Origin of the sequence: Escherichia albertii NBRC 107761 = DSM 17582 (assembly GCF_000759775.1) — a bacterium.
GTDB lineage: Bacteria > Pseudomonadota > Gammaproteobacteria > Enterobacterales > Enterobacteriaceae > Escherichia > Escherichia albertii.
Genome location: NZ_BBMY01000090.1, coordinates 1 through 20,520, shown reverse-complemented (window position 1 = coordinate 20,520; position 20,520 = coordinate 1). Strand labels below are relative to the sequence as shown.

Below are 20,520 nucleotides of genomic sequence, written 5' to 3'. Positions count from 1 at the left end.
CACCAACGCCTTCCAGCGTTTTGATATTGGGATCAACCAGTGAACTGTCATGTACACCCAGACGCAGGCGCGTCATACAGTTACCACAACTGGCGATATTTCCCGGGCCGCCGACCCGGGTAAGAATGGTGTTCAGAAGTTCATTGCTGATCTCTTTTGCCATGGGTTATTCCTTTTCCAGAGCCTTGCGAATAAAGCCGCCGTGTTGATCCAGGCGTTTTTTAGCTTCAGCGGCATCAAGATTTTTCAATATCATCACAATGGCTGTTTTGCAGTGGCGATCGCAGGCAACCAATGCCGCTTCCGCTTGTTCTGTGCTACATCCGGTGGCGTTTTTGACGATATTGATCTGGCGCACATGTAATTTTTCATTGGTGGCGACCACATCGACCATCAGGTTGCCGAACACTTTGCCGGATTTAATCATCAACCCAGTGGAGAGCATATTGAGCACCAGTTTCTGTGCTGTACCCGCTTTCATCCGCGAAGAGCCGGTAACCACTTCGGCGCCGACAACCGGCGTAATGGCAAACTCTGCGGTAGTTGAAACAGCGCTCCCTGGATTACAGGAAATTCCCACTGTGCGACAGCCAAGCTGGCGAGCGTACTCCAGTCCGGCGATCACATACGGCGTGCGTCCGCTGGCGGCAATACCAACCACTACGTCCTGCGCGGTTAAGCCGATATTTTTCAGAGCGTTAACGCCGCCTTCCCGGCTATCTTCCGCGCCTTCTACGGCATGTTGAATGGCATATTCGCCGCCGGCAATCAAACCAACCACCAGGCCCGGTTTCACGCCGTAGGTGGGGGGGCACTCGCTGGCATCCAGAATTCCCAGACGGCCTGAGGTTCCTGCGCCGAGATAAATCAAACGACCACCGCCGCTCACCTGGGCGTGGATAACGTCGATCGCCGCAGCGATACCCGGCAGTACACGTTCAACGGCGAGCGGTACGGTTTTATCTTCTTCGTTGATAATCCGGCACATTTCCAGCGTTGATACGCGGTCAATTTCAGCGGAGGCGTTATTCGAGCCTTCGGTAATCATCTTTTCAAGTTGCATCGGTGGTGACCTTAATATTTGCGATCAAATAATTGCAGATAAATGGGATCATATATCCCGATTGGGCGGACACAAAGGAATCATTAAGTCCGAATACCACTAATGTGGCGTCGCTGAAAATGATTGAGCGCAGTAGTGTGCTTATGTCGTGAGTAAAGTGATGCATAAAGCGGCGGTTAGATTGAGATTTTCCCCAATTAGTGAGCTGATACGCAGCAATATTTTGTTTATCCTGTATTTTCAGAGGCAATGGAGTGTAACGCTCTGTATTAACAAGGAGAGCATTAAAATGGGTAAACTCACGGGCAAGACAGCATTGATTACAGGCGCATCGCAAGGGATTGGCGAAGGGATTGCCAGAACTTTTGCGCGTTATGGCGCGAACCTAATCTTGCTGGATATCTCCGATGAGATCGAAAGGCTGGCGGATGAACTGGGAGGACGCGGTCATCGTTGCACAGCCGTCATTGCCGACGTACGCGACCCGGCATCGGTTGCCGCGGCTATCAAGCGCGCGAAGGAAAAAGAAGGGCGCATTGATATTCTGGTGAATAACGCAGGTGTTTGCCGCCTGGGCAGTTTTCTCGATATGAGCGATGAAGATCGCGATTTCCATATTGATATCAATATTAAAGGCGTGTGGAACGTCACGAAGGCGGTGCTGCCGGAAATGATTGCCCGCAAGGATGGTCGTATTGTGATGATGTCTTCGGTCACTGGCGATATGGTGGCGGACCCAGGCGAAACGGCGTATGCCTTAACGAAAGCGGCGATTGTTGGGCTGACCAAATCGCTGGCGGTGGAGTACGCGCAATCCGGTATTCGCGTTAATGCAATTTGTCCGGGTTATGTTCGTACGCCAATGGCGGAAAGTATTGCCCGCCAGTCGAACCCGGAAGATCCAGAATCGGTGCTGACTGAAATGGCGAAAGCAATCCCGCTGCGTCGCCTCGCCGATCCGCTGGAAGTCGGCGAACTGGCCGCATTCCTCGCCTCCGATGAATCCAGCTATTTAACTGGTACTCAGAATGTGATCGATGGCGGCAGTACGTTGCCAGAAAGCGTTAGCGTCGGTATCTGATTTACTTCAGTTTCCTCCCTGCATGAGTGGGGAGGATTTCGTCGGAAACCTGGTTCTTATTCCCTTTTTAACTTCTAAATCACCAAACGATATATAAAACCGTTACTCCTTTCGTGTCCGTTATAAATATGATGGCTATCAGAAAGTCATTAAATTTATAAGGGTGCGCAATGGCCGTTAACTTGCTGAAAAAGAAATATCTCGCGCTGGCTGCTTCTCTGCTGCTGGCAGGCCACGTACAGGCAACGGAACTGCTGAACAGTTCTTATGACGTCTCTCGCGAGCTGTTTGCCGCCCTGAATACTCCGTTCGAACAGCAGTGGGCAAAAGATAACGGCGGCGACAAACTGACGATTAAACAATCTCATGCCGGGTCATCAAAACAGGCGCTGGCGATTTTGCAGGGCTTAAAAGCAGATGTTGTCACTTATAACCAGGTGACTGACGTACAAATCCTGCATGACAAAGGCAAACTGATCCCCGCGGACTGGCAGTCGCGCCTGCCGAATAACAGCTCGCCGTTCTATTCCACCATGGGCTTCCTGGTGCGTAAGGGCAACCCGAAGAATATCCATGACTGGAATGACCTCGTGCGCTCCGACGTGAAGTTGATTTTCCCGAACCCGAAAACGTCTGGTAACGCGCGTTACACCTACCTTGCGGCATGGGGCGCAGCGGATAAAGCTGACGGCGGCGATAAAGCCAAAACCGAACAGTTTATGACCCAGTTCCTGAAAAATGTTGAAGTGTTCGATACCGGCGGGCGTGGCGCCACCACCACTTTTGCCGAGCGCGGGCTGGGCGATGTGCTGATTAGCTTCGAATCGGAAGTGAACAACATCCGCAAGCAATATGAAGCGCAGGGCTTTGAAGTGGTGATTCCGAAAACCAACATTCTGGCGGAATTTCCGGTGGCGTGGGTGGATAAAAACGTGCGGGCCAACGGCACGGAAAAAGCAGCAAAAGCCTACCTGAACTGGCTCTACAGCCCGCAGGCGCAAACTATCATCACCGACTACTACTACCGCGTAAATAACCCGGAAGTCATGGACAAACTGAAAGACAAATTCCCGCAGACCGAACTGTTCCGTGTGGAAGATAAATTTGGCTCCTGGTCGGAAGTGATGAAAACCCACTTTTCCAGCGGCGGCGAGTTAGATAAGTTGCTGGCGGCGGGGCGTAAGTAATGTTTGCCGTTTCCTCCAGACGCGTGCTGCCAGGCTTTACCTTAAGCCTTGGCACCAGTCTGCTGTTTGTGTGCCTGATTTTGCTGCTGCCGCTCTCTGCGCTGGTGATGCAATTGGCCCAGATGAGCTGGGCGCAGTACTGGGAGGTGATCACCAACCCGCAGGTGGTGGCGGCCTATAAAGTGACATTGTTGTCGGCATTTGTGGCGTCGATTTTTAACGGTGTTTTTGGCTTACTGATGGCGTGGATTTTAACCCGTTATCGCTTTCCGGGTCGCACGCTGCTTGATGCGTTGATGGATTTACCTTTTGCGCTGCCGACGGCGGTCGCCGGTTTGACGCTGGCCTCGCTTTTTTCGATTAATGGTTTTTACGGCGAATGGTTGGCAAAACTTGATATCAAAGTCACCTATACCTGGCTTGGGATTGCGGTGGCGATGGCCTTTACCAGCATTCCGTTTGTGGTGCGTACCGTGCAGCCGGTACTGGAAGAGTTAGGCCCGGAATACGAAGAAGCGGCAGAAACGCTGGGCGCGACGCGCTGGCAAAGCTTCCGCAAGGTTGTACTGCCTGAGCTTTCTCCGGCGCTGGTGGCGGGCGTGGCGCTGTCGTTTACGCGTAGCCTCGGTGAGTTTGGCGCGGTGATTTTTATCGCCGGGAACATCGCCTGGAAGACGGAAGTGACCTCGCTGATGATTTTCGTTCGCTTACAGGAGTTTGATTACCCGGCGGCGAGCGCGATTGCTTCGGTGATTCTTGCCGCATCGCTACTATTACTGTTCTCGATTAACACTCTGCAAAGTCGCTTTGGTCGGCGTGTGGTAGGTCATTAATGGCGGAAGTGACCCAATTGAAGCGTTATGACGCGCGCCCGATTAACTGGGGCAAATGGTTGCTGATTGGCATCGGGATGCTGGTTTCGGCGTTCATCCTGCTGGTGCCGATGATTTACATCTTTGTGCAGGCATTCAGTAAAGGGCTGATGCCAGTTTTACAGAATCTGACTGACCCGGACATGCTGCACGCCATCTGGCTGACGGTGATGATTGCGCTGATTGCTGTGCCGATGAACCTGGTTTTCGGCATCCTGATGGCGTGGCTGGTGACGCGATTTAATTTCCCCGGACGCCAGTTGCTGCTGACGATGCTGGATATTCCGTTTGCCGTATCGCCTGTGGTTGCTGGTCTGGTGTATCTGCTGTTCTACGGCTCGAACGGCCCGTTGGGCAGCTGGCTCGACGAGCATAATCTGCAAATTATGTTCTCGTGGCCGGGAATGGTGCTGGTGACGATTTTTGTCACCAGCCCGTTTGTAGTGCGTGAGCTGGTGCCAGTGATGTTAAGTCAGGGCAGCCAGGAAGACGAAGCGGCGATTTTGCTTGGTGCGTCTGGCTGGCAGATGTTCCGCCGCGTCACGCTGCCGAACATCCGCTGGGCGCTGCTGTATGGCGTGGTGCTGACCAACGCCCGCGCGATTGGTGAGTTTGGCGCGGTGTCGGTGGTATCCGGTTCGATTCGCGGCGAAACCCTGTCGCTACCGTTACAGATTGAATTGCTGGAGCAGGACTACAACACAGTCGGTTCCTTTACCGCCGCCGCGCTATTGACGCTAATGGCGATTATCACCCTGTTTTTAAAGAGTATGTTGCAGTGGCGCCTGGAGAATCAGGAAAAACGCGCGCAGCAGGAGGAATATCATGAGCATTGAGATTGCCAATATTAAGAAGTCGTTTGGTCGCACTCAGGTGCTGAACGATATCTCACTGGATATTCCTTCTGGTCAGATGGTCGCATTGCTGGGGCCGTCTGGTTCCGGGAAAACCACGCTACTGCGCATTATTGCCGGGCTGGAGCATCAAACCAGCGGTCATATTCGCTTCCACGGCACCGACGTCAGCCGCCTGCACGCGCGCGACCGTAAAGTCGGTTTCGTGTTTCAGCACTACGCGCTGTTCCGCCATATGACGGTGTTCGACAACATTGCTTTTGGCCTGACGGTGTTGCCGCGGCGTGAACGCCCGAATGCCGCAGCCATCAAAGCGAAAGTGACAAAATTGCTGGAGATGGTGCAGCTTGCGCATCTGGCGGATCGTTATCCGGCCCAGCTTTCTGGTGGGCAGAAACAACGTGTGGCGCTGGCGCGCGCGCTGGCCGTGGAGCCGCAAATTCTGCTGCTTGATGAACCATTTGGCGCGCTGGATGCGCAGGTGCGTAAAGAGCTGCGTCGCTGGCTGCGTCAGCTCCACGAAGAGCTGAAATTCACCAGTGTATTCGTTACTCACGACCAGGAAGAGGCGATGGAAGTTGCCGATCGCGTAGTGGTGATGAGCCAGGGCCATATTGAACAGGCTGACGCGCCGGAGCAGGTATGGCGTGAACCGGCGACCCGTTTTGTGCTGGAGTTTATGGGCGAAGTGAATCGCTTGCAGGGAACCATTCGCGGCGGGCAGTTCCACGTTGGCGCGCATCGCTGGCCGCTGGGATATACACCTGCGTATCAGGGGCCGGTAGATCTTTTCCTGCGTCCGTGGGAAGTGGATATCAGCCGCCATACCAGCCTTGAATCGCCGCTGCCGGTACAGGTACTGGAAGCCAGTCCGAAAGGCCACTACACCCAATTAGTGGTGCAGCCGCTGGGGTGGTACAACGAACCGCTGACGGTCGTGATGCACGGTGACGACGCCCCGCAGCGCGGCGATCGTCTATTCGTTGGTCTGCAACATGCACGGCTGTATAACGGTGCTCAGCGTATTGAAACCCGCGATGAAGAACTTGCTCTCGCACAAAGCGCCTGATAGGTTGAGTGAATCTTAAACGCCCGGAAGCGCATCCCGCGATCCGGGTTTTTTAATGGCAAGGTTTGTAACCTGTAGGCCTGATAAGACGCGTAAGTGTCGCATCAGGCAACACCACGTATGGACAGAGAACGTGAGTACATTAGAACAAACAATTGGTAATACGCCTCTGGTGAAATTACAGCGAATGGGGCCGGATAACGGCAGTGAAGTGTGGCTAAAACTGGAAGGCAATAACCCGGCAGGTTCGGTGAAAGATCGTGCGGCGTTATCGATGATTGTCGAGGCGGAAAAACGCGGTGAAATTAAGCCGGGCGATGCGTTAATCGAAGCGACTAGCGGTAATACCGGCATTGCGTTGGCAATGATCGCCGCGCTAAAAGGCTATCGCATGAAACTGCTAATGCCGGACAACATGAGCCAGGAGCGGCGAGCAGCGATGCGTGCCTACGGTGCGGAGCTGATTCTGGTGACCAAAGAGCAGGGCATGGAAGGCGCGAGGGATCTGGCTCTGGAGATGGCCAATCGCGGTGAAGGCAAGCTGCTCGATCAGTTCAATAATCCCGATAACCCTTATGCGCATTACACCACCACCGGGCCGGAAATCTGGCAGCAAACTGGTGGTCGCATCACCCATTTTGTCTCCAGTATGGGGACAACCGGCACCATTACTGGAGTGTCACGGTTTATGCGCGAGCAATCCAGAGCGGTGACGATTGTTGGCCTGCAGCCGGAAGAGGGCAGCAGTATTCCGGGGATCCGCCGCTGGCCTGCGGAATATATGCCGGGAATTTTCAACGCTTCACTGGTGGATGAGGTGCTGGATATTCATCAGCATGATGCGGAAAACACCATGCGCGAACTGGCGGCGCGGGAAGGGATTTTCTGCGGTGTGAGTTCCGGCGGCGCGGTAGCGGGAGCGTTACGTGTAGCGAAAAATAATCCAGGCGCGATGGTGGTAGCGATCATCTGCGATCGTGGCGACCGCTACCTTTCGACTGGAGTATTCGGCGAAGAGCATTTTAGCCAGGGGCTGGGGATTTAAGGGGGATAGTATATGCCTAATTCCTTATATTATTGTTTGAATGGTTATTCACTATGCTCTATGAACCTCATGATGCTTGAGTCAACGGATAAAATCATTTGGATTCAAAGTGATAAATAATCCGCAAACAAGTATTTTGCGTTTATACTTTTCTGCTTTTAATTTATTTCTTCCCTGATGGTACTCATTCTCCCGGTCATTTAATTCAATAAGTGATCGGGAACTCACTCCCTTGCTGTCTTTACGCGTCATCCTTCAAACTGCCTCTGCGTTGGCTGTACTCGTTCACTCCCTTGCCGCCTTGATGCAACTTGAATGATTTTGAACATATTATCGACTTTAAAATCTCTATAACCTTATCAATCAGGGATGATTATTTAAATTATAAGGTATATATATTGTGAATGTTTCTATCTCGTATATTCGTTTTATGTATGTTTATATATTTGTGATTTCTATCTTGTACTCCTTGACCGCGTGCACGGCAACGATTCATCGGTGTAATATAGAGTTTCATGATGGCGAGAGCGTTGAAACTAAAAGCTGTGCGGACAAAGGTAAAAAAATTGGTAGTGCATATTCAATATATGATAATAAAGTTTGGTATGTCTCTGAACGTAATGAATATGATAATATTCATGGCGGCAGGAGAGGTTGCCCTAACCCTTCCTGTGTAGGTGTTATTAGTCTTAATTTGAATCCACTTCCTGAGGTTGAAAATAATATTTTGACTTATACCCGACTTCCTCTGGATGTGAATAAGGTCCATGTGTTGGGAATTGGCCAATATTCAATATATAAAAATGTTGTTAAATTATATGGTACTGGCCATTATATCACTGATGGAAAAGTAGTTTTTTATAAAGGTGATAAAATCAATGTTGCTGATCCTGCAACTTTTCAGACCTATGATACAACTGAACCATAGCAGATCTCTTTGGGAAAACAATTATCATGGGACAGTAAGTGGCTGTATGTGAATGCTAAAAAAAGTAATATCCCTGTCACAGGAAAAGTGAAGGTGATAAATTCATCTTTAATCGTTTCGGGTAATGATGTCTATGAGTTAAAAAACGCTGATAATGATCAGGATGATGAACAATCCTTTGATTATGGTAATTTTTACTTTATAAAAATAGATAATATCTCTGCAAGTTTGAGGTCATTGCCCGGTAAAGAGCTTTCGACCGATGGAAAGTATCTTCTGTATCGAAGTAAGATAATAGATAAATTAGATGTACATGGTATTTCTATTATTAAACAAGAATGCCCAGTTTCTGGTTATCCTTTAATATCGTGTTTTGCCGAACATAAGTCTACACTACTTAAGTCTAAAGATTCGTTGTGGATTCAATTAGAAAAAGAAGAACCGAAAAAAATTACTCTTGGCACAAATGATGCTATTCGTTATGTTAATGGACTGGGAACACCATTTCTTATCATTGATGATAAAAAAATATACAATTTAGAATGTGGAATGATGACCTCATTCAGTGGTTTTCTGGCCAATAATGCTGATGATTTTCTTGAAGAACGAGGGATGTTTCGGTTTGAAAATAATGGTAATTGCGATCAGGGTATAGCGAATAGACGTTTTAGTGTACGTAATTACTCTCAATCTCCAGATGGACTTTATCAGCTAAAAACAGATAAAAATTTTTCAGGCGATATATCTGGAGATATGAATATTGACGGTAGATATGAGGCAGACCATTTTATTTTTACGGATAATCATCATGAATATCAACTTGGAAGGAGGAGTGCTGAAATTATAAAATAGTATAATGGGGCAGAAGAGATACTGCCCCATTCTTTTTCACTATTTGTTTTTTAGTTCTACCGTTTTATCCGTCTGCGCAATCAGCGCATGAAGAAAAGGTTGCGCGTTTTCATCGCTCTTACCGGGTATCTTCACAATATAGGGTTTCCCGGTAATCGATGATGACGAGGCAACCTTATCGATAAATTGCTCAGCAGTATCAATGCGATTACGGGTATTGCCTAGCTTCAGGCGCAGATGAGAAACCGCTTCATCGCAGGTATGTTCATCGCCGTTGCGCACAAATATCAAATCCTTTTTCTGTGCTAATCCCTCCAGCATAGCATCAATGCGGGCTTCTTCATGGGCAGTTAACTTCGCGTAAGCGGGGAGTGTTAGCAGTAGTGTGATGATCAGACAAATGATTTTCTTCACTGAATTACCTTATCCTTGTTTGTGTTAGCCGATTTGACTGCCAAAATCAGGTAAAGTTTCGCTTGAGATGCGATGAGGCTCATCGGCAAGGAGAAAAAATTAAATGAGTAGTTTGTTGTTGTTTAACGATAAGAGCAGGGCGCTGCAGGCGGATATCGTCGCTGTGCAGTCGCAGGTGGTGTACGGCAGCGTGGGCAACAGTATTGCCGTGCCAGCGATTAAACAAAACGGCCTGAATGTCTTTGCCGTACCTACCGTGTTGCTGAGTAATACGCCGCATTATGACACGTTCTACGGTGGTGCGATTCCAGACGAATGGTTTAGCGGCTATTTGCGTGCGCTTCAGGAGCGCGATGCGCTGCGCCAACTTCGTGCTGTAACTACGGGCTATATGGGGACGGCATCGCAAATTAAAATCCTTGCTGAGTGGCTGACCGCTTTACGTGAAGAGCATCCTGATTTGCTGATTATGGTTGATCCGGTGATTGGCGATATTGATAGCGGTATTTATGTCAAAGCAGATCTTCCCGAGGCATATCGGCAATATTTACTGCCGCTGGCGCAGGGCATCACGCCAAATATCTTTGAACTGGAAATCCTGACTGGTAAGAATTGCCGCGATCTTGACAACGCCATTGCCGCAGCAAAAAGTCTGCTTTCAGAGACATTAAAATGGGTGGTGATTACCAGCGCCTCCGGCAATGAAGAAAACCAGGAGATGCAGGTGGTAGTGGTCAGTGCCGAGAGTGTAAATGTTATTTCCCATTCGCGGGTGAAAACAGACCTTAAAGGCACAGGAGACCTGTTTTGCGCGCAGCTCATCAGCGGCTTGCTGAAAGGGCAGGAATTAACTGATGCGGTACACAGCGCAGGTTTGCGTGTACTGGAGGTGATGCGCTATACCCAGCGGCATGAGAGCGATGAGTTGATTCTGCCGCCGCTGGCGGAAGCATAAAAAAATGGCGCCTAACGGCGCCATTTTTCACTGCGGCAAGAATTACTTCTTGATGCGGATAACCGGAGTTTCACCCACAGTTACGCTACCGGACAGTTTGATCAGTTCTTTGATTTCGTCCATGTTGGAGATAACAACCGGAGTCAGCGTAGACTTGGCTTTCTCTTCCAGCAGCGGCAGATCGAATTCAATCACGGTGTCGCCAACTTTCACGCGCTGACCTTCTTCAGCAATACGCTTGAAGCCTTCGCCTTTCAGTTCAACGGTGTCGATACCGAAGTGGACGAACAGCTCAACGCCGCTATCAGATTCGATAGAGAATGCGTGGTTGGTTTCAAAGATTTTACCAATGGTGCCGTCAACTGGAGCGACCATTTTGTTGCCAGTTGGTTTGATAGCAATACCATCACCAACGATTTTTTCCGCAAAAACGACATCCGGCACGTCTTCGATATTGACGATCTCGCCAGAGAGCGGAGCAACGATCTCAATAGTTCCGGTATCCTTTTTGTCATCGGAAACCAGAGATTTCAGTTTATCGAACAAACCCATGATCTTCTCCTAAGCAGTAAATTGGGCCGCATCTCGTGGATTAGCAGATTGTTTTTTCTTCAATGAACTTGTTAACCAGCGTCATTAACTCGTCCGTTGTCGGTTGAGCAAGAGCCTGCTCTGCTAACACCTTCGCATCTTCGAAGTTCGTGTTACGGATAATCTTCTTAATGCGCGGGATAGAAATGGCGCTCATAGAGAATTCGTCCAGACCCATCCCCAGCAACAGAAGTGTAGCACGTTCATCGCCAGCAAGCTCACCACACATGCCAGTCCATTTGCCTTCAGCATGAGAAGCATCAATAACTTGCTTGATCAAGTTCAGCACGGACGGTGACATTGGCTGGTAAAGGTGTGAAATCATATCATTACCACGGTCAACTGCCAGAGTGTACTGCGTTAAATCATTGGTGCCGATACTAAAGAAATCAACTTCTTTGGCTAAATGGCGCGCAATTGTCGCGGCAGCCGGTGTTTCCACCATCACGCCAATTTCAATTGATTCGTCAAACGCTTTACCTTCGTCGCGCAGTTCCTGTTTGTAGATTTCGATCTCTTTACGCAGTGCACGTACTTCTTCAACAGAGATAATCATCGGGAACATGATGCGCAATTTGCCGAAAGCAGAGGCGCGCAGGATAGCGCGAAGCTGATCGCGAAGGATCTCTTTACGATCCATTGCAATACGGATAGCACGCCATCCGAGGAACGGGTTCTCTTCTTTCGGGAAGTTCATGTATGGCAGCTCTTTGTCGCCGCCAATATCCATGGTACGAACAATAACCGCCTGCGAGCCACATGCTTCAGCCACTGCTTTATAGGCAGCAAACTGTTCTTCTTCAGTCGGCAGCGCGTCGCGATCCATGAACAGGAATTCTGTACGATACAGACCAACGCCTTCTGCGCCGTTACGTTCAGCGCCTTCAACGTCACGAACAGTACCGATGTTAGCGCACACTTCTACCTGGTGACCGTCCAGCGTAATAGCTGGCAGATCTTTCAGCTTAGCAAGCTCTGCTTTTTCAGAAGCAACCTGCTCCTGAACGGCGCGCAGTTTATCAATAACGTCGTTGGTTGGATTGACGTAAACCTGATTATTTACGGCATCCAGAATCAGATAGTCGTCGTTTTTCACCTGCGAGGTGACGCTACCGGTGCCCACGATGGCTGGCAGTTCCAGAGAACGCGCCATGATAGAGGTGTGGGAAGTACGGCCACCCGCGTCGGTAATGAAGCCCAGCACTTTCTTCAGGTTCAGCTGTGCGGTTTCGGATGGTGTCAGGTCAGCGGCAACCAGAATAACTTCATCCTGAATGGCACTCAGGTCAATAATCTTCAGGCCCAGGATGTTGCGCAGTAAGCGCTTGCCGATATCACGTACGTCAGCCGCACGTTCTTTCAGGTATTCATCATCCAGTTCTTCCAGGGCAGACGCCTGACCTTCGATAACTTCATGAGCAGCTGCGTCAGCCGTCATGTGCTTATCTTTAATCAGGGCTATGATTTCCTGCTCCAGCTCCTCATCTTCGAGCAGCATAATGTGCCCTTCGAAGATGGCTTCTTTTTCTTCACCGAACGTTTCACCAGCTTTCGTTTTGATCGTTTCCAGCTGGGCTGATGCCTTGGCACGACCGCTCAGAAAACGTTCAACTTCCTGATCAACCTGGTCGGCAGAAATTTTTTTCCGGTCAATGACGATTTCGTCTTCTTTCAGAAGCAGAGCTTTACCGAAAGCGATACCCGGGGATGCTAAAATGCCTGAAATCATAACCCTACCTTACTTGTGACTGATTTTTAAAAGAACCCGGGAAATTACTCGAGTTCAGCCATCAGTTTAACCAGATGTTCTACCGCTTTTTGCTCGTCTTCGCCTTCTGCGGAGATAGTCACAACGGTACCTTGAGTCAGGCCCAGAGTCTGCAGTTTAAACAGGCTTTTCGCGCTTGCGCTTTTGCCGTTGGAAGTCACAGTAATTTCAGAAGTGAAGCCCTTAGCTTCTTTTACAAACTGGGCAGCAGGGCGGGTGTGCAGACCGTTCGGAGCGGTAATGGTAACTTCTTGCTGGAACATTGTATTTCCCCAACTTATAGGTTTAGTGTTGTGGAACTAAAGTCTAGCCTAGCGGTTTGACTTTAGCCTGTATAGTTAGCGCCAGTTTTTAACAGACGCGACGCACGATGTGCTCAATACAGTCCATTGTTGGCGGGTTGGCCGCTGATGTTTCGTTCATCATTAAACATTATGCCGCTAAAGGAAGCGTTGAACCAAATCATAAAATCGATTCAGCTAAGGCTTTTCCTGTAACGATTAATTTCGCGCATCAAAATAATTAGTCTGGTTAAATACCAGTTCCGACAGGCTGAATCAATGCCAGGAGAGGTGAAAGTTTGAAGCAGGCCACAAAAAAGCACCCGAAAAGGTGCTTTTTTACGCATTCTTAACAAGCTGGCATTACTGTTGCAGCTCTTTCTCTGTAAAGAGATCGGCAAACAATGCAGTGCTTAAATAACGCTCACCCGATGACGGTAGAATAACCACAATATTCTTGTCGGTAAAGCTTTCATCTTCTTGTAGTTTCAACGCAGCGGCAACAGCAGCGCCAGAAGAGATGCCGGCCAGAATGCCTTCTTCTTCCATCAGGCGGCGAGCAGTAGAAATCGCTTCTTCATTAGTGATGCCGATAACTTTATCGACCAGTTTGAGGTCAAGGTTCGCTGGAATGAAGCCTGCGCCAATACCCTGAATTTTATGCGGACCAGGTTTAATTTCTTCGCCAGCCAGCGCCTGAGCGATAACCGGAGAGTCGCTTGGTTCAACAGCCACAGAAATGAGATCTTTTTTACCTTTAGTGCCTTTAATGTAGCGGCTAACACCAGTCAGTGTACCGCCAGTGCCTACACCAGCAATAAATACATCAACTTGTCCGTCGGTATCTTCCCAAATCTCCGGGCCGGTGGTTTTTTCATGAATTTCTGGGTTCGCCGGGTTGCTGAATTGTTGCAGCAGCAGGTATTTTTCTGGGTTGCTGGCGACGATTTCTTCTGCTTTTTGAATGGCGCCTTTCATACCTTTGGCACCTTCAGTCAGCACTAAATTTGCCCCCAGAGCTTTCAGCAGCTTGCGGCGTTCGATACTCATGGTTTCCGGCATGGTCAGGGTAAGCTTGTAACCGCGAGCGGCGGCCACATAAGCCAGTGCGATACCCGTATTGCCGCTGGTTGGCTCAACCAGTTCAACGCCGGGTTTCAGCACGCCGCGTTTTTCGGCATCCCAAATCATATTGGCACCGATGCGGCATTTAACGCTGAAGCTGGGGTTACGAGATTCCACCTTTGCCAGAATGCGTCCGTTACCGATGCGATTCAGGCGAACCAGCGGTGTGTGACCGATAGTCAGCGAGTTATCTTCAAAAATCTTACTCATGGCCTGTCCTTAACTGTATGAAATTGGGATACAACGGGAAGCATACCCGCTCAGAGAATATGCGGAAGTAAGGATTTAGCATATCTATATGCAGAAGGGAAATAATGGCTCGCAAGATGGAATAAGGGGCGACATAAGCCACCCCTGTTTCACACAAATGGTTTACAAAATAACCGAAAAGCTGTTACCGCCATAAGGCATGTTTTGCACGATAGCAATCGACCCACATCGCCGTCGCGCCGCAGACGGCCACCGGCATGATGAACAGATTAAGTACCGGAATCATCGTGAACAGGCTGGTTAATGCACCAAACTGCATATTGGTGATTTTGCGCGTGCGCAGGGCTGTGCGCATCTCTTTAAATGGTACTTTATGGTTATCGAATGGATAGTCGCAGTACTGGATAGCGAGCATCCAGGCGCTGAACAGGAACCATAACACTGGCGCGACAGTTTGACCAATGCCGGGAATAACATAGAGGAGCAGTAATATGATAGCGCGTGGTAGATACCAGGCAAATTTTTGCCATTCGCGTTTCATAATCCGCGGCACATCTTTCATAATACCAAAAATACCGGTGTCCGGTGGCGTAGCGCCAGTCAGTCGGGCTTCTAACTGCTCTGCTAACAAACCGTTAAACGGAGCGGCAATCCAGTTGGCGATTGTTGAGAAGAAGTAACCAAAAACCAATAATACAGAGATGACTGCTACTGGCCATAGCAAGTAACTTAACCATTGCAACCAGCCTGGTACGTGACTCATCAGTGAAGGGATCCAGACATCCAGTTGGGTAAAGAGCCACCAGAATGCGCCTCCCATCAACAAAATATTAACGAGCAAGGGTAAAATGACAAAACGCCGAATCCCAGGTTGTGAAACGAGTTTCCAGCCTTGCGCGAAATAGTAAAAACCGCTGCGCGGGGCAGGTGTGTATGATGAAACCATAATCAGGATGAGCTCCTTTTGACCAATCCCAGGAAAATTCGGCGTATTTTACCGGGTAATTACGTAATGGACAGTTAGGATATGTTCGAAAAAACAGCAAAAAGCACAATTTCATCTATCTTTGTGCTGTGAAAGTTAAGAGTGCACTTGCACTTGAGGTAATCGGCAAATACTCTTAGGGAGTAAATGTTTGCCGTGGTGGCAAGGTGTTAGAACAACAGAGAATATAATGATGCAGGATTTGCGTCTGATATTAATCATTGTTGGCGCGATCGCCATAATCGCTTTACTGGTACATGGTTTCTGGACCAGCCGTAAAGAACGGTCTTCTATGTTCCGCGATCGCCCATTAAAACGAATGAAGTCAAAACGTGACGACGATTCTTATGATGAGGATGTCGAAGAAGATGAGGGCGTTGGTGAGGTTCGTGTTCACCGCGTAAATCATGCCCCGGCAAATGCCCAGGAGCATGAGACTGCTCGTCCGTCGCCGCAACACCAGTACCAACCGCCTTATGCGTCTGCGCAACCGCGTCAACCGGTCCAGCAGCCGCCTGAAGCGCAGGTACCGCCGCAGTACGCTCAGCGTCCAGTGCAGCCAGTTCAACAACCGCAGCCAGTGCCTCAGTCGGTTTATCCGCCGCAGCCTGAACAACCGGTTCAACAGCTTGCAGCGCCTCAGGTCGCGCAACCAATGCAGCCCGTGCCGCAACCTGCGCAACAAGTTTTCCAGACCGCAGAACCTGTAGCGGCGCCGCAGCCTGAACTTGTCGCTGAACCCGCTCCGGTTATGGATAAGCCGAAGCGCAAAGAAGCGGTGATCATTATGAACGTCGCAGCGCATCACGGTAGCGAGTTGAATGGCGAAGTTCTGCTCAACAGCATTCAACAAGCGGGCTTTATCTTTGGCGATATGAATATTTACCATCGCCATCTTAGCCCGGATGGCAGCGGCCCGGCGTTATTCAGTCTGGCGAATATGGTGAAGCCGGGGACTTTCGATCCTGAAATGAAGGATTTCACTACGCCGGGCGTCACTATATTCATGCAGGTACCGTCTTACGGTGATGAATTACAAAACTTCAAGTTGATGCTGCAATCTGCGCAGCATATTGCCGATGAAGTGGGCGGCGTAGTGCTTGACGATCAGCGTCGTATGATGACCCCGCAGAAATTGCGCGAGTATCAGGACATCATCCGTGAAGTAAAAGACGCCAACGCCTGATACACTTTAGGCAGATAAACTCCTTTCTGAACCCCCGCTTGTCGGGGGTTTTTAGCATTGATGGTGCGATATGGAATCAATCGAACAGAAACTGACAGAACTGCGAACGACGCTTCGTCATCATGAATATCTTTATCATGTGATGGATGCGCCGGAAATTCCTGATGCTGAATACGACAGGCTGATGCGAGAACTGCGTGAACTGGAAGCCAAACATCCAGAGCTGATTACGCCAGACTCACCGACCCAACGTGTAGGTGCCGCACCGTTGGCGGCGTTCAGCCAGATTCGCCATGAAGTGCCGATGCTGTCGTTGGATAACGTTTTTGATGAAGAGAGTTTTCTTGCTTTCAACAAACGTGTACAGGACAGACTTAAAAGTAATGAAAAAGTCACCTGGTGCTGTGAGTTGAAGCTTGATGGCCTTGCGGTCAGCATTCTGTATGAGAACGGTGTTCTGGTTAGCGCGGCGACCCGTGGCGATGGCACCACCGGGGAAGACATTACGTCTAACGTGCGTACTATTCGCGCCATCCCGTTGAAACTACGCGGTGAGAATATCCCGGCGCGTCTGGAAGTGCGTGGTGAAGTGTTCCTGCCGCAGGCAGGTTTTGAAAAGATCAACGAAGATGCGCGACGCACGGGCGGAAAAGTATTTGCTAACCCACGTAATGCGGCGGCAGGCTCACTGCGTCAGCTTGATCCGCGTATCACGGCGAAACGACCACTTACTTTCTTCTGTTATGGCGTTGGCGTGCTGGAAGGCGGTGAATTGCCGGATACCCATCTTGGGCGTTTAATGCAATTTAAAGAATGGGGATTGCCCGTCAGCGATCGCGTTACATTATGTGAATCGGCGGAAGAGGTGTTGGCGTTTTACCGCAAAGTGGAGGAAGACCGTCCAACGCTGGGGTTTGATATTGATGGCGTGGTAATTAAGGTCAACTCGCTGGCACAGCAGGAAGAACTCGGCTTTGTCGCACGCGCGCCTCGTTGGGCGGTGGCATTTAAATTTCCGGCGCAGGAACAGATGACCTATGTGCGTGACGTTGAGTTTCAGGTGGGGCGTACTGGCGCCATTACGCCTGTTGCGCGTCTGGAACCCGTCCATGTTGCAGGCGTGCTGGTGAGCAACGCCACACTACATAACGCCGATGAAATTGAGCGCCTTGGTTTACGTATTGGCGATAAAGTGGTGATTCGCCGTGCAGGTGACGTGATCCCGCAGGTGGTGAACGTCGTGCTTTCTGAACGCCCGGAAGATACCCGTGAGGTGGTATTCCCGACGCATTGTCCGGTATGTGGTTCTGATGTCGAGCGTGTGGAAGGTGAAGCAGTTGCCCGCTGTACCGGTGGCCTGATTTGCGGTGCTCAGCGTAAAGAGTCGCTGAAGCACTTTGTTTCCCGCCGCGCGATGGACGTTGACGGAATGGGCGACAAAATCATCGATCAGCTGGTTGAAAAAGAATATGTCCACACACCGGCGGATCTGTTCAAACTCACCGCAGGCAAACTGACCGGACTGGAGCGTATGGGGCCGAAATCGGCGCAAAACGTGGTTAATGCGCTGGAAAAAGCGAAGGAAACCACCTTTGCCCGCTTCCTCTATGCACTTGGCATCCGCGAAGTGGGCGAGGCCACCGCGACGGGGCTGGCGGCTTATTTCGGTACGCTGGAGACCCTGGAAGCGGCGTCGATTGAAGAGCTACAAAAAGTGCCGGATGTCGGAATTGTGGTGGCATCACACGTTCATAACTTTTTTGCCGAAGAAAGTAATCGCAATGTCATCAGCGAGCTTTTAGCGGAAGGCGTTCACTGGCCTGCGCCAGTGGTGATTAATGCTGAAGAGATCGACAGCCCGTTTGCCGGTAAAACCGTGGTGCTTACCGGTAGCTTAAGTCAGATGTCGCGTGATGATGCCAAAGCCAGATTGATTGAACTGGGAGCAAAAGTTGCGGGAAGCGTGTCGAAGAAAACCGATCTGGTGATTGCCGGTGAGGCAGCGGGTTCAAAACTGGCGAAGGCGCAGGAATTGGGCATTGAAGTGATCGACGAAACTGAAATGCTGCGTTTGCTGGGTAGCTGAAATGGAAAAAGAGCAGCTGATTGAGATTGCCAATACGGTTATGCCGTTTGGCAAGTATAAGGGGCGTCGCTTAATCGACTTGCCGGAAGAGTATCTGCTGTGGTTTGCCCGTAAGGATGAGTTTCCGGCGGGTAAACTGGGGGAGCTAATGCAAATCACGCTGCTGATTAAAACCGAGGGGCTGACGCAACTGGTTCAGCCCCTGAAACGCCAGCTTTAAGCCTTACCTGCGCTGCTTTCCTGTTGTGCCTGTAACTGCTCGGTCTGGCGCTTATAACGACGCGCCAGCACTGCGCAGACCATCAGTTGGATCTGATGGAAAATCATCAATGGCAGCACCATCATGCCGATCACTGACGTTGGGAACAGAATGTTTGCCATCGGGATGCCATTCGCCAGACTCTTTTTCGAACCACAAAAGACGATAGTAATTTCATCCGCTTTATTGAAACCCAGTCGGCGAGCCATAAAGACGTTAACTACAATCACGATAGCCAGGAGTATGCAGCTGACTACCACAATAAACAGCAGCGATCCCCAGCCGACTTTGTGCCAGATGCCATTAACGACAGCTTCGCTGAATGCCGTATAAACCACCAACAGAATGGACGTCTGATCGGTTTTTGCAATCCACTTTTTATTACGTGCCACCCAGTTACCAATCCACGGGCGGGAAAGATGCCCCAACACAAACGGTAGCAACAGTTGCAGCATAATCTTACCGACTTGCTCGAGACTGCCCCCTGCACCGTGAATATTCATCACCAGGCCGACCAGTAATGGCGAGAGAAAAATCCCCAACAGACTGGATGCCGACGCAGAACAAACAGCCGCTGCGACGTTACCGCCCGCCATAGAGGTAAAAGCGATTGCAGACTGAACCGTAGCGGGGAGAATACACAGATAGAGAAAACCGGAATAAAGCATCGGATCGACATTTACTGGCTTCCACCAGGCAAACAGTACGCCCAGAACTGGAAACAGCACGAAAGTGCTGCACATTACCCACAAATGTAGCCGCCAGTGACTCCCGCCCGCGATAATGGCTTCACGCGATAGCTTAGCGCCGTGCATAAAAAACAGTAGCGCAATGGCCGCGGTGGTCAGATTTTCAAAGAAGGGGACAAAGCCGCCTCTTGCCGGGAAGAAGGAGGCCAGCAGCACTACCGTAATCAGAGTTAACGTGAAAGGATCGAGGATACGGAAAAGTTTCATAAAGACTCCAGATGATCGATGCTTTCATTGTGCGTTGTTCTGGACGATAAATAAAACTGAATTGCTTAACAATTTGTGCGCGGTAATGAGACGTTATGTGAAATTAACTTATGCGCTGTTGGCAGATTAGGGAAAAAATTTTACCTGTAAACAGGAAATGACGGTGGATGCATGAAATGCGTCACTGATGAAAATATAACGTAGTGTGACTGTTTGCTAATACCCATAATATTTCTAAGTTTTATCTTTAGTCTGGAGAGATGCCAGATAATATCATTAACCCCACTTCTGAGTTCAGCTTAAAACACTCTCCGTAAAACCATAAAAGCCAGAGTTATATTTAACGTCAGAATTGTTTTTTCATCACATCACTTGTATGTAATTAATAATTTTAATGAATTAAATAAGGATAAACATTTGCGTCATGATTGTTTATGATAAAAGGCTAATTGATTGTGATAACTGTAATCAATACATTATGTCCATGTAATGACAGAGTATCATCTTGAATATGTTCAGGATTGATATCAAATCGAAATGGATCGTCACGATAAAAAATATTGGTAGTTTTGATGAATTTCTGGATATTTAAAGGGGAGGCTCAAAATCGAAGGGGAAGAGGGTGAATCTAAAACTACAGTTAAAAGTTCTTTCATTTCTGCAATTCTTTTTGTGGGGAAGTTGGCTGAATACATTTGGTTCTTATATGTTTATTACGCTACATTTCAAAGGGGAAGATATTGGCGCGGTTGG

22 protein-coding genes and 1 pseudogene are annotated in these 20,520 nt (G+C 49.4%); 13 read left to right on the top strand and 10 right to left on the bottom strand.

Annotation, left to right across the window (positions count from 1 at the left end):
- The coding region (locus tag EA14781_RS23495; protein WP_077776608.1) for a PTS transporter subunit EIIB at nucleotides 1-163 on the bottom strand (163 nt) is incomplete at its 3' end.
- A 3-nt stretch (nucleotides 164-166) separates the two neighbouring features.
- A complete protein-coding gene (gene murQ, locus EA14781_RS15380) occupies nucleotides 167-1,063 on the bottom strand; it encodes an N-acetylmuramic acid 6-phosphate etherase (protein ID WP_001175638.1) in 897 nt (298 codons plus the stop codon).
- Nucleotides 1,064-1,352: 289 nt separating this feature from the next.
- Between murQ and ucpA the strand changes: the two genes are divergently transcribed.
- The 6 genes from ucpA to cysM all read left to right on the top strand — a co-directional run bounded on the left by ucpA (nucleotide 1,353) and on the right by cysM (nucleotide 7,171).
- Nucleotides 1,353-2,144 carry an SDR family oxidoreductase UcpA gene (gene ucpA, locus EA14781_RS15375; protein ID WP_000517455.1) on the top strand — a complete coding sequence of 264 codons (792 nt, stop codon included), beginning with the start codon at nucleotides 1,353-1,355 and terminating at the stop codon, nucleotides 2,142-2,144.
- 170 nt (nucleotides 2,145-2,314) lie between these two features.
- Nucleotides 2,315-3,331 carry a thiosulfate/sulfate ABC transporter substrate-binding protein CysP gene (cysP, locus tag EA14781_RS15370; RefSeq protein ID WP_000290210.1) on the top strand — a complete coding sequence of 339 codons (1,017 nt, stop codon included), beginning with the start codon at nucleotides 2,315-2,317 and terminating at the stop codon, nucleotides 3,329-3,331.
- Nucleotides 3,331-4,164, top strand: a complete 834-nt coding sequence (cysT, locus tag EA14781_RS15365) for a sulfate/thiosulfate ABC transporter permease CysT (protein ID WP_000458400.1) — start codon at nucleotides 3,331-3,333, stop codon at nucleotides 4,162-4,164. The genes cysP and cysT overlap by 1 nt, the downstream gene beginning before the upstream one ends.
- Nucleotides 4,164-5,039 carry a sulfate/thiosulfate ABC transporter permease CysW gene (cysW, locus tag EA14781_RS15360; protein WP_000852701.1) on the top strand — a complete coding sequence of 292 codons (876 nt, stop codon included), beginning with the start codon at nucleotides 4,164-4,166 and terminating at the stop codon, nucleotides 5,037-5,039. Before cysT ends, cysW begins: the two co-directional genes overlap by 1 nt.
- Nucleotides 5,029-6,126, top strand: a complete 1,098-nt coding sequence (cysA, locus tag EA14781_RS15355; RefSeq protein WP_000021026.1) for a sulfate/thiosulfate ABC transporter ATP-binding protein CysA — start codon at nucleotides 5,029-5,031, stop codon at nucleotides 6,124-6,126. The genes cysW and cysA overlap by 11 nt, the downstream gene beginning before the upstream one ends.
- A 133-nt stretch (nucleotides 6,127-6,259) precedes the next feature.
- Nucleotides 6,260-7,171, top strand: coding sequence for a cysteine synthase CysM (cysM, locus tag EA14781_RS15350; RefSeq protein ID WP_002461614.1), 912 nt, complete (start codon nucleotides 6,260-6,262; stop codon nucleotides 7,169-7,171).
- Nucleotides 7,172-7,252: 81 nt separating this feature from the next.
- Here the strand turns inward: cysM and EA14781_RS25265 are convergent, their stop codons facing one another.
- Nucleotides 7,253-7,423, bottom strand: a complete 171-nt coding sequence (locus tag EA14781_RS25265; protein ID WP_002461616.1) for a hypothetical protein — start codon at nucleotides 7,421-7,423, stop codon at nucleotides 7,253-7,255.
- A 148-nt stretch (nucleotides 7,424-7,571) separates the two neighbouring features.
- Between EA14781_RS25265 and EA14781_RS24930 the strand changes: the two genes are divergently transcribed.
- Entirely contained in the window at nucleotides 7,572-8,099 is a 528-nt protein-coding gene (locus tag EA14781_RS24930) for a hypothetical protein (protein WP_129560747.1), read from the top strand.
- Between the two features lie 9 nt (nucleotides 8,100-8,108).
- On the top strand, nucleotides 8,109-8,951 hold the full coding sequence (locus EA14781_RS15345) for a hypothetical protein (protein WP_129560748.1): 843 nt from the start codon (nucleotides 8,109-8,111) through the stop codon (nucleotides 8,949-8,951).
- Between the two features lie 39 nt (nucleotides 8,952-8,990).
- Here the strand turns inward: EA14781_RS15345 and EA14781_RS15340 are convergent, their stop codons facing one another.
- Complete coding sequence (locus tag EA14781_RS15340; protein WP_000719931.1) at nucleotides 8,991-9,365, bottom strand: YfeK family protein; 375 nt, start codon at nucleotides 9,363-9,365, stop codon at nucleotides 8,991-8,993.
- A gap of 103 nt (nucleotides 9,366-9,468) precedes the next feature.
- Between EA14781_RS15340 and pdxK the strand changes: the two genes are divergently transcribed.
- A complete protein-coding gene (gene pdxK, locus EA14781_RS15335) occupies nucleotides 9,469-10,320 on the top strand; it encodes a pyridoxine/pyridoxal/pyridoxamine kinase (protein WP_000096633.1) in 852 nt (283 codons plus the stop codon).
- A 42-nt stretch (nucleotides 10,321-10,362) separates the two neighbouring features.
- Here the strand turns inward: pdxK and crr are convergent, their stop codons facing one another.
- The 5 genes from crr to cysZ form a co-directional block, all read right to left on the bottom strand.
- Nucleotides 10,363-10,872 (bottom strand): PTS glucose transporter subunit IIA, encoded by a 510-nt coding sequence (gene crr / locus EA14781_RS15330; protein WP_000522254.1) that lies wholly within the window; start codon nucleotides 10,870-10,872, stop codon nucleotides 10,363-10,365.
- Nucleotides 10,873-10,912: 40 nt separating this feature from the next.
- Entirely contained in the window at nucleotides 10,913-12,640 is a 1,728-nt protein-coding gene (gene ptsI / locus EA14781_RS15325; protein WP_000623128.1) for a phosphoenolpyruvate-protein phosphotransferase PtsI, read from the bottom strand.
- Between the two features lie 44 nt (nucleotides 12,641-12,684).
- Entirely contained in the window at nucleotides 12,685-12,942 is a 258-nt protein-coding gene (ptsH, locus tag EA14781_RS15320; protein ID WP_000487600.1) for a phosphocarrier protein Hpr, read from the bottom strand.
- 381 nt (nucleotides 12,943-13,323) lie between these two features.
- Entirely contained in the window at nucleotides 13,324-14,295 is a 972-nt protein-coding gene (gene cysK / locus EA14781_RS15315; RefSeq protein WP_000034394.1) for a cysteine synthase A, read from the bottom strand.
- A 184-nt stretch (nucleotides 14,296-14,479) separates the two neighbouring features.
- On the bottom strand, nucleotides 14,480-15,241 hold the full coding sequence (gene cysZ / locus EA14781_RS15310) for a sulfate transporter CysZ (RefSeq protein WP_000255063.1): 762 nt from the start codon (nucleotides 15,239-15,241) through the stop codon (nucleotides 14,480-14,482).
- A gap of 229 nt (nucleotides 15,242-15,470) precedes the next feature.
- Here cysZ and zipA point away from each other — a divergent pair, with 229 nt between their 5' ends.
- The 3 genes from zipA (at nucleotide 15,471) to EA14781_RS15295 (ending at nucleotide 18,772) form a co-directional block, all read left to right on the top strand.
- A complete protein-coding gene (gene zipA / locus EA14781_RS15305) occupies nucleotides 15,471-16,466 on the top strand; it encodes a cell division protein ZipA (RefSeq protein ID WP_000983147.1) in 996 nt (331 codons plus the stop codon).
- Nucleotides 16,467-16,536: 70 nt separating this feature from the next.
- A complete protein-coding gene (ligA, locus tag EA14781_RS15300) occupies nucleotides 16,537-18,552 on the top strand; it encodes an NAD-dependent DNA ligase LigA (protein ID WP_000443646.1) in 2,016 nt (671 codons plus the stop codon).
- 1 nt (nucleotide 18,553) lies between these two features.
- Nucleotides 18,554-18,772, top strand: a complete 219-nt coding sequence (locus EA14781_RS15295) for a DUF3820 family protein (protein ID WP_000410205.1) — start codon at nucleotides 18,554-18,556, stop codon at nucleotides 18,770-18,772.
- Here EA14781_RS15295 and EA14781_RS15290 read toward each other — a convergent pair.
- On the bottom strand, nucleotides 18,769-19,767 hold the full coding sequence (locus tag EA14781_RS15290) for a bile acid:sodium symporter family protein (protein WP_000765624.1): 999 nt from the start codon (nucleotides 19,765-19,767) through the stop codon (nucleotides 18,769-18,771). The two genes, EA14781_RS15295 and EA14781_RS15290, sit on opposite strands and share 4 nt — an antisense overlap.
- A gap of 622 nt (nucleotides 19,768-20,389) precedes the next feature.
- Between EA14781_RS15290 and EA14781_RS23490 the strand changes: the two are divergent.
- Nucleotides 20,390-20,520 (top strand): annotated as a pseudogene (locus EA14781_RS23490) (MFS transporter); the annotation flags it as partial.

What these genes read in the sequence shown, in the direction of transcription:
- murQ (WP_001175638.1), bottom strand. Translation starts at nt 1,063, where the DNA reads ATGCAACTTGAAAAGATGATTACCGAAGGCTCGAATAACGCCTCCGCT.
- ucpA (WP_000517455.1), top strand. Translation starts at nt 1,353, where the DNA reads ATGGGTAAACTCACGGGCAAGACAGCATTGATTACAGGCGCATCGCAA.
- cysP (WP_000290210.1), top strand. Translation starts at nt 2,315, where the DNA reads ATGGCCGTTAACTTGCTGAAAAAGAAATATCTCGCGCTGGCTGCTTCT.
- cysT (WP_000458400.1), top strand. Translation starts at nt 3,331, where the DNA reads ATGTTTGCCGTTTCCTCCAGACGCGTGCTGCCAGGCTTTACCTTAAGC.
- cysW (WP_000852701.1), top strand. Translation starts at nt 4,164, where the DNA reads ATGGCGGAAGTGACCCAATTGAAGCGTTATGACGCGCGCCCGATTAAC.
- cysA (WP_000021026.1), top strand. Translation starts at nt 5,029, where the DNA reads ATGAGCATTGAGATTGCCAATATTAAGAAGTCGTTTGGTCGCACTCAG.
- EA14781_RS25265 (WP_002461616.1), bottom strand. Translation starts at nt 7,423, where the DNA reads ATGACGCGTAAAGACAGCAAGGGAGTGAGTTCCCGATCACTTATTGAA.
- pdxK (WP_000096633.1), top strand. Translation starts at nt 9,469, where the DNA reads ATGAGTAGTTTGTTGTTGTTTAACGATAAGAGCAGGGCGCTGCAGGCG.
- crr (WP_000522254.1), bottom strand. Translation starts at nt 10,872, where the DNA reads ATGGGTTTGTTCGATAAACTGAAATCTCTGGTTTCCGATGACAAAAAG.
- ptsI (WP_000623128.1), bottom strand. Translation starts at nt 12,640, where the DNA reads ATGATTTCAGGCATTTTAGCATCCCCGGGTATCGCTTTCGGTAAAGCT.
- ptsH (WP_000487600.1), bottom strand. Translation starts at nt 12,942, where the DNA reads ATGTTCCAGCAAGAAGTTACCATTACCGCTCCGAACGGTCTGCACACC.
- cysK (WP_000034394.1), bottom strand. Translation starts at nt 14,295, where the DNA reads ATGAGTAAGATTTTTGAAGATAACTCGCTGACTATCGGTCACACACCG.
- cysZ (WP_000255063.1), bottom strand. Translation starts at nt 15,241, where the DNA reads ATGGTTTCATCATACACACCTGCCCCGCGCAGCGGTTTTTACTATTTC.
- zipA (WP_000983147.1), top strand. Translation starts at nt 15,471, where the DNA reads ATGATGCAGGATTTGCGTCTGATATTAATCATTGTTGGCGCGATCGCC.
- ligA (WP_000443646.1), top strand. Translation starts at nt 16,537, where the DNA reads ATGGAATCAATCGAACAGAAACTGACAGAACTGCGAACGACGCTTCGT.
- EA14781_RS15295 (WP_000410205.1), top strand. Translation starts at nt 18,554, where the DNA reads ATGGAAAAAGAGCAGCTGATTGAGATTGCCAATACGGTTATGCCGTTT.
- EA14781_RS15290 (WP_000765624.1), bottom strand. Translation starts at nt 19,767, where the DNA reads ATGAAACTTTTCCGTATCCTCGATCCTTTCACGTTAACTCTGATTACG.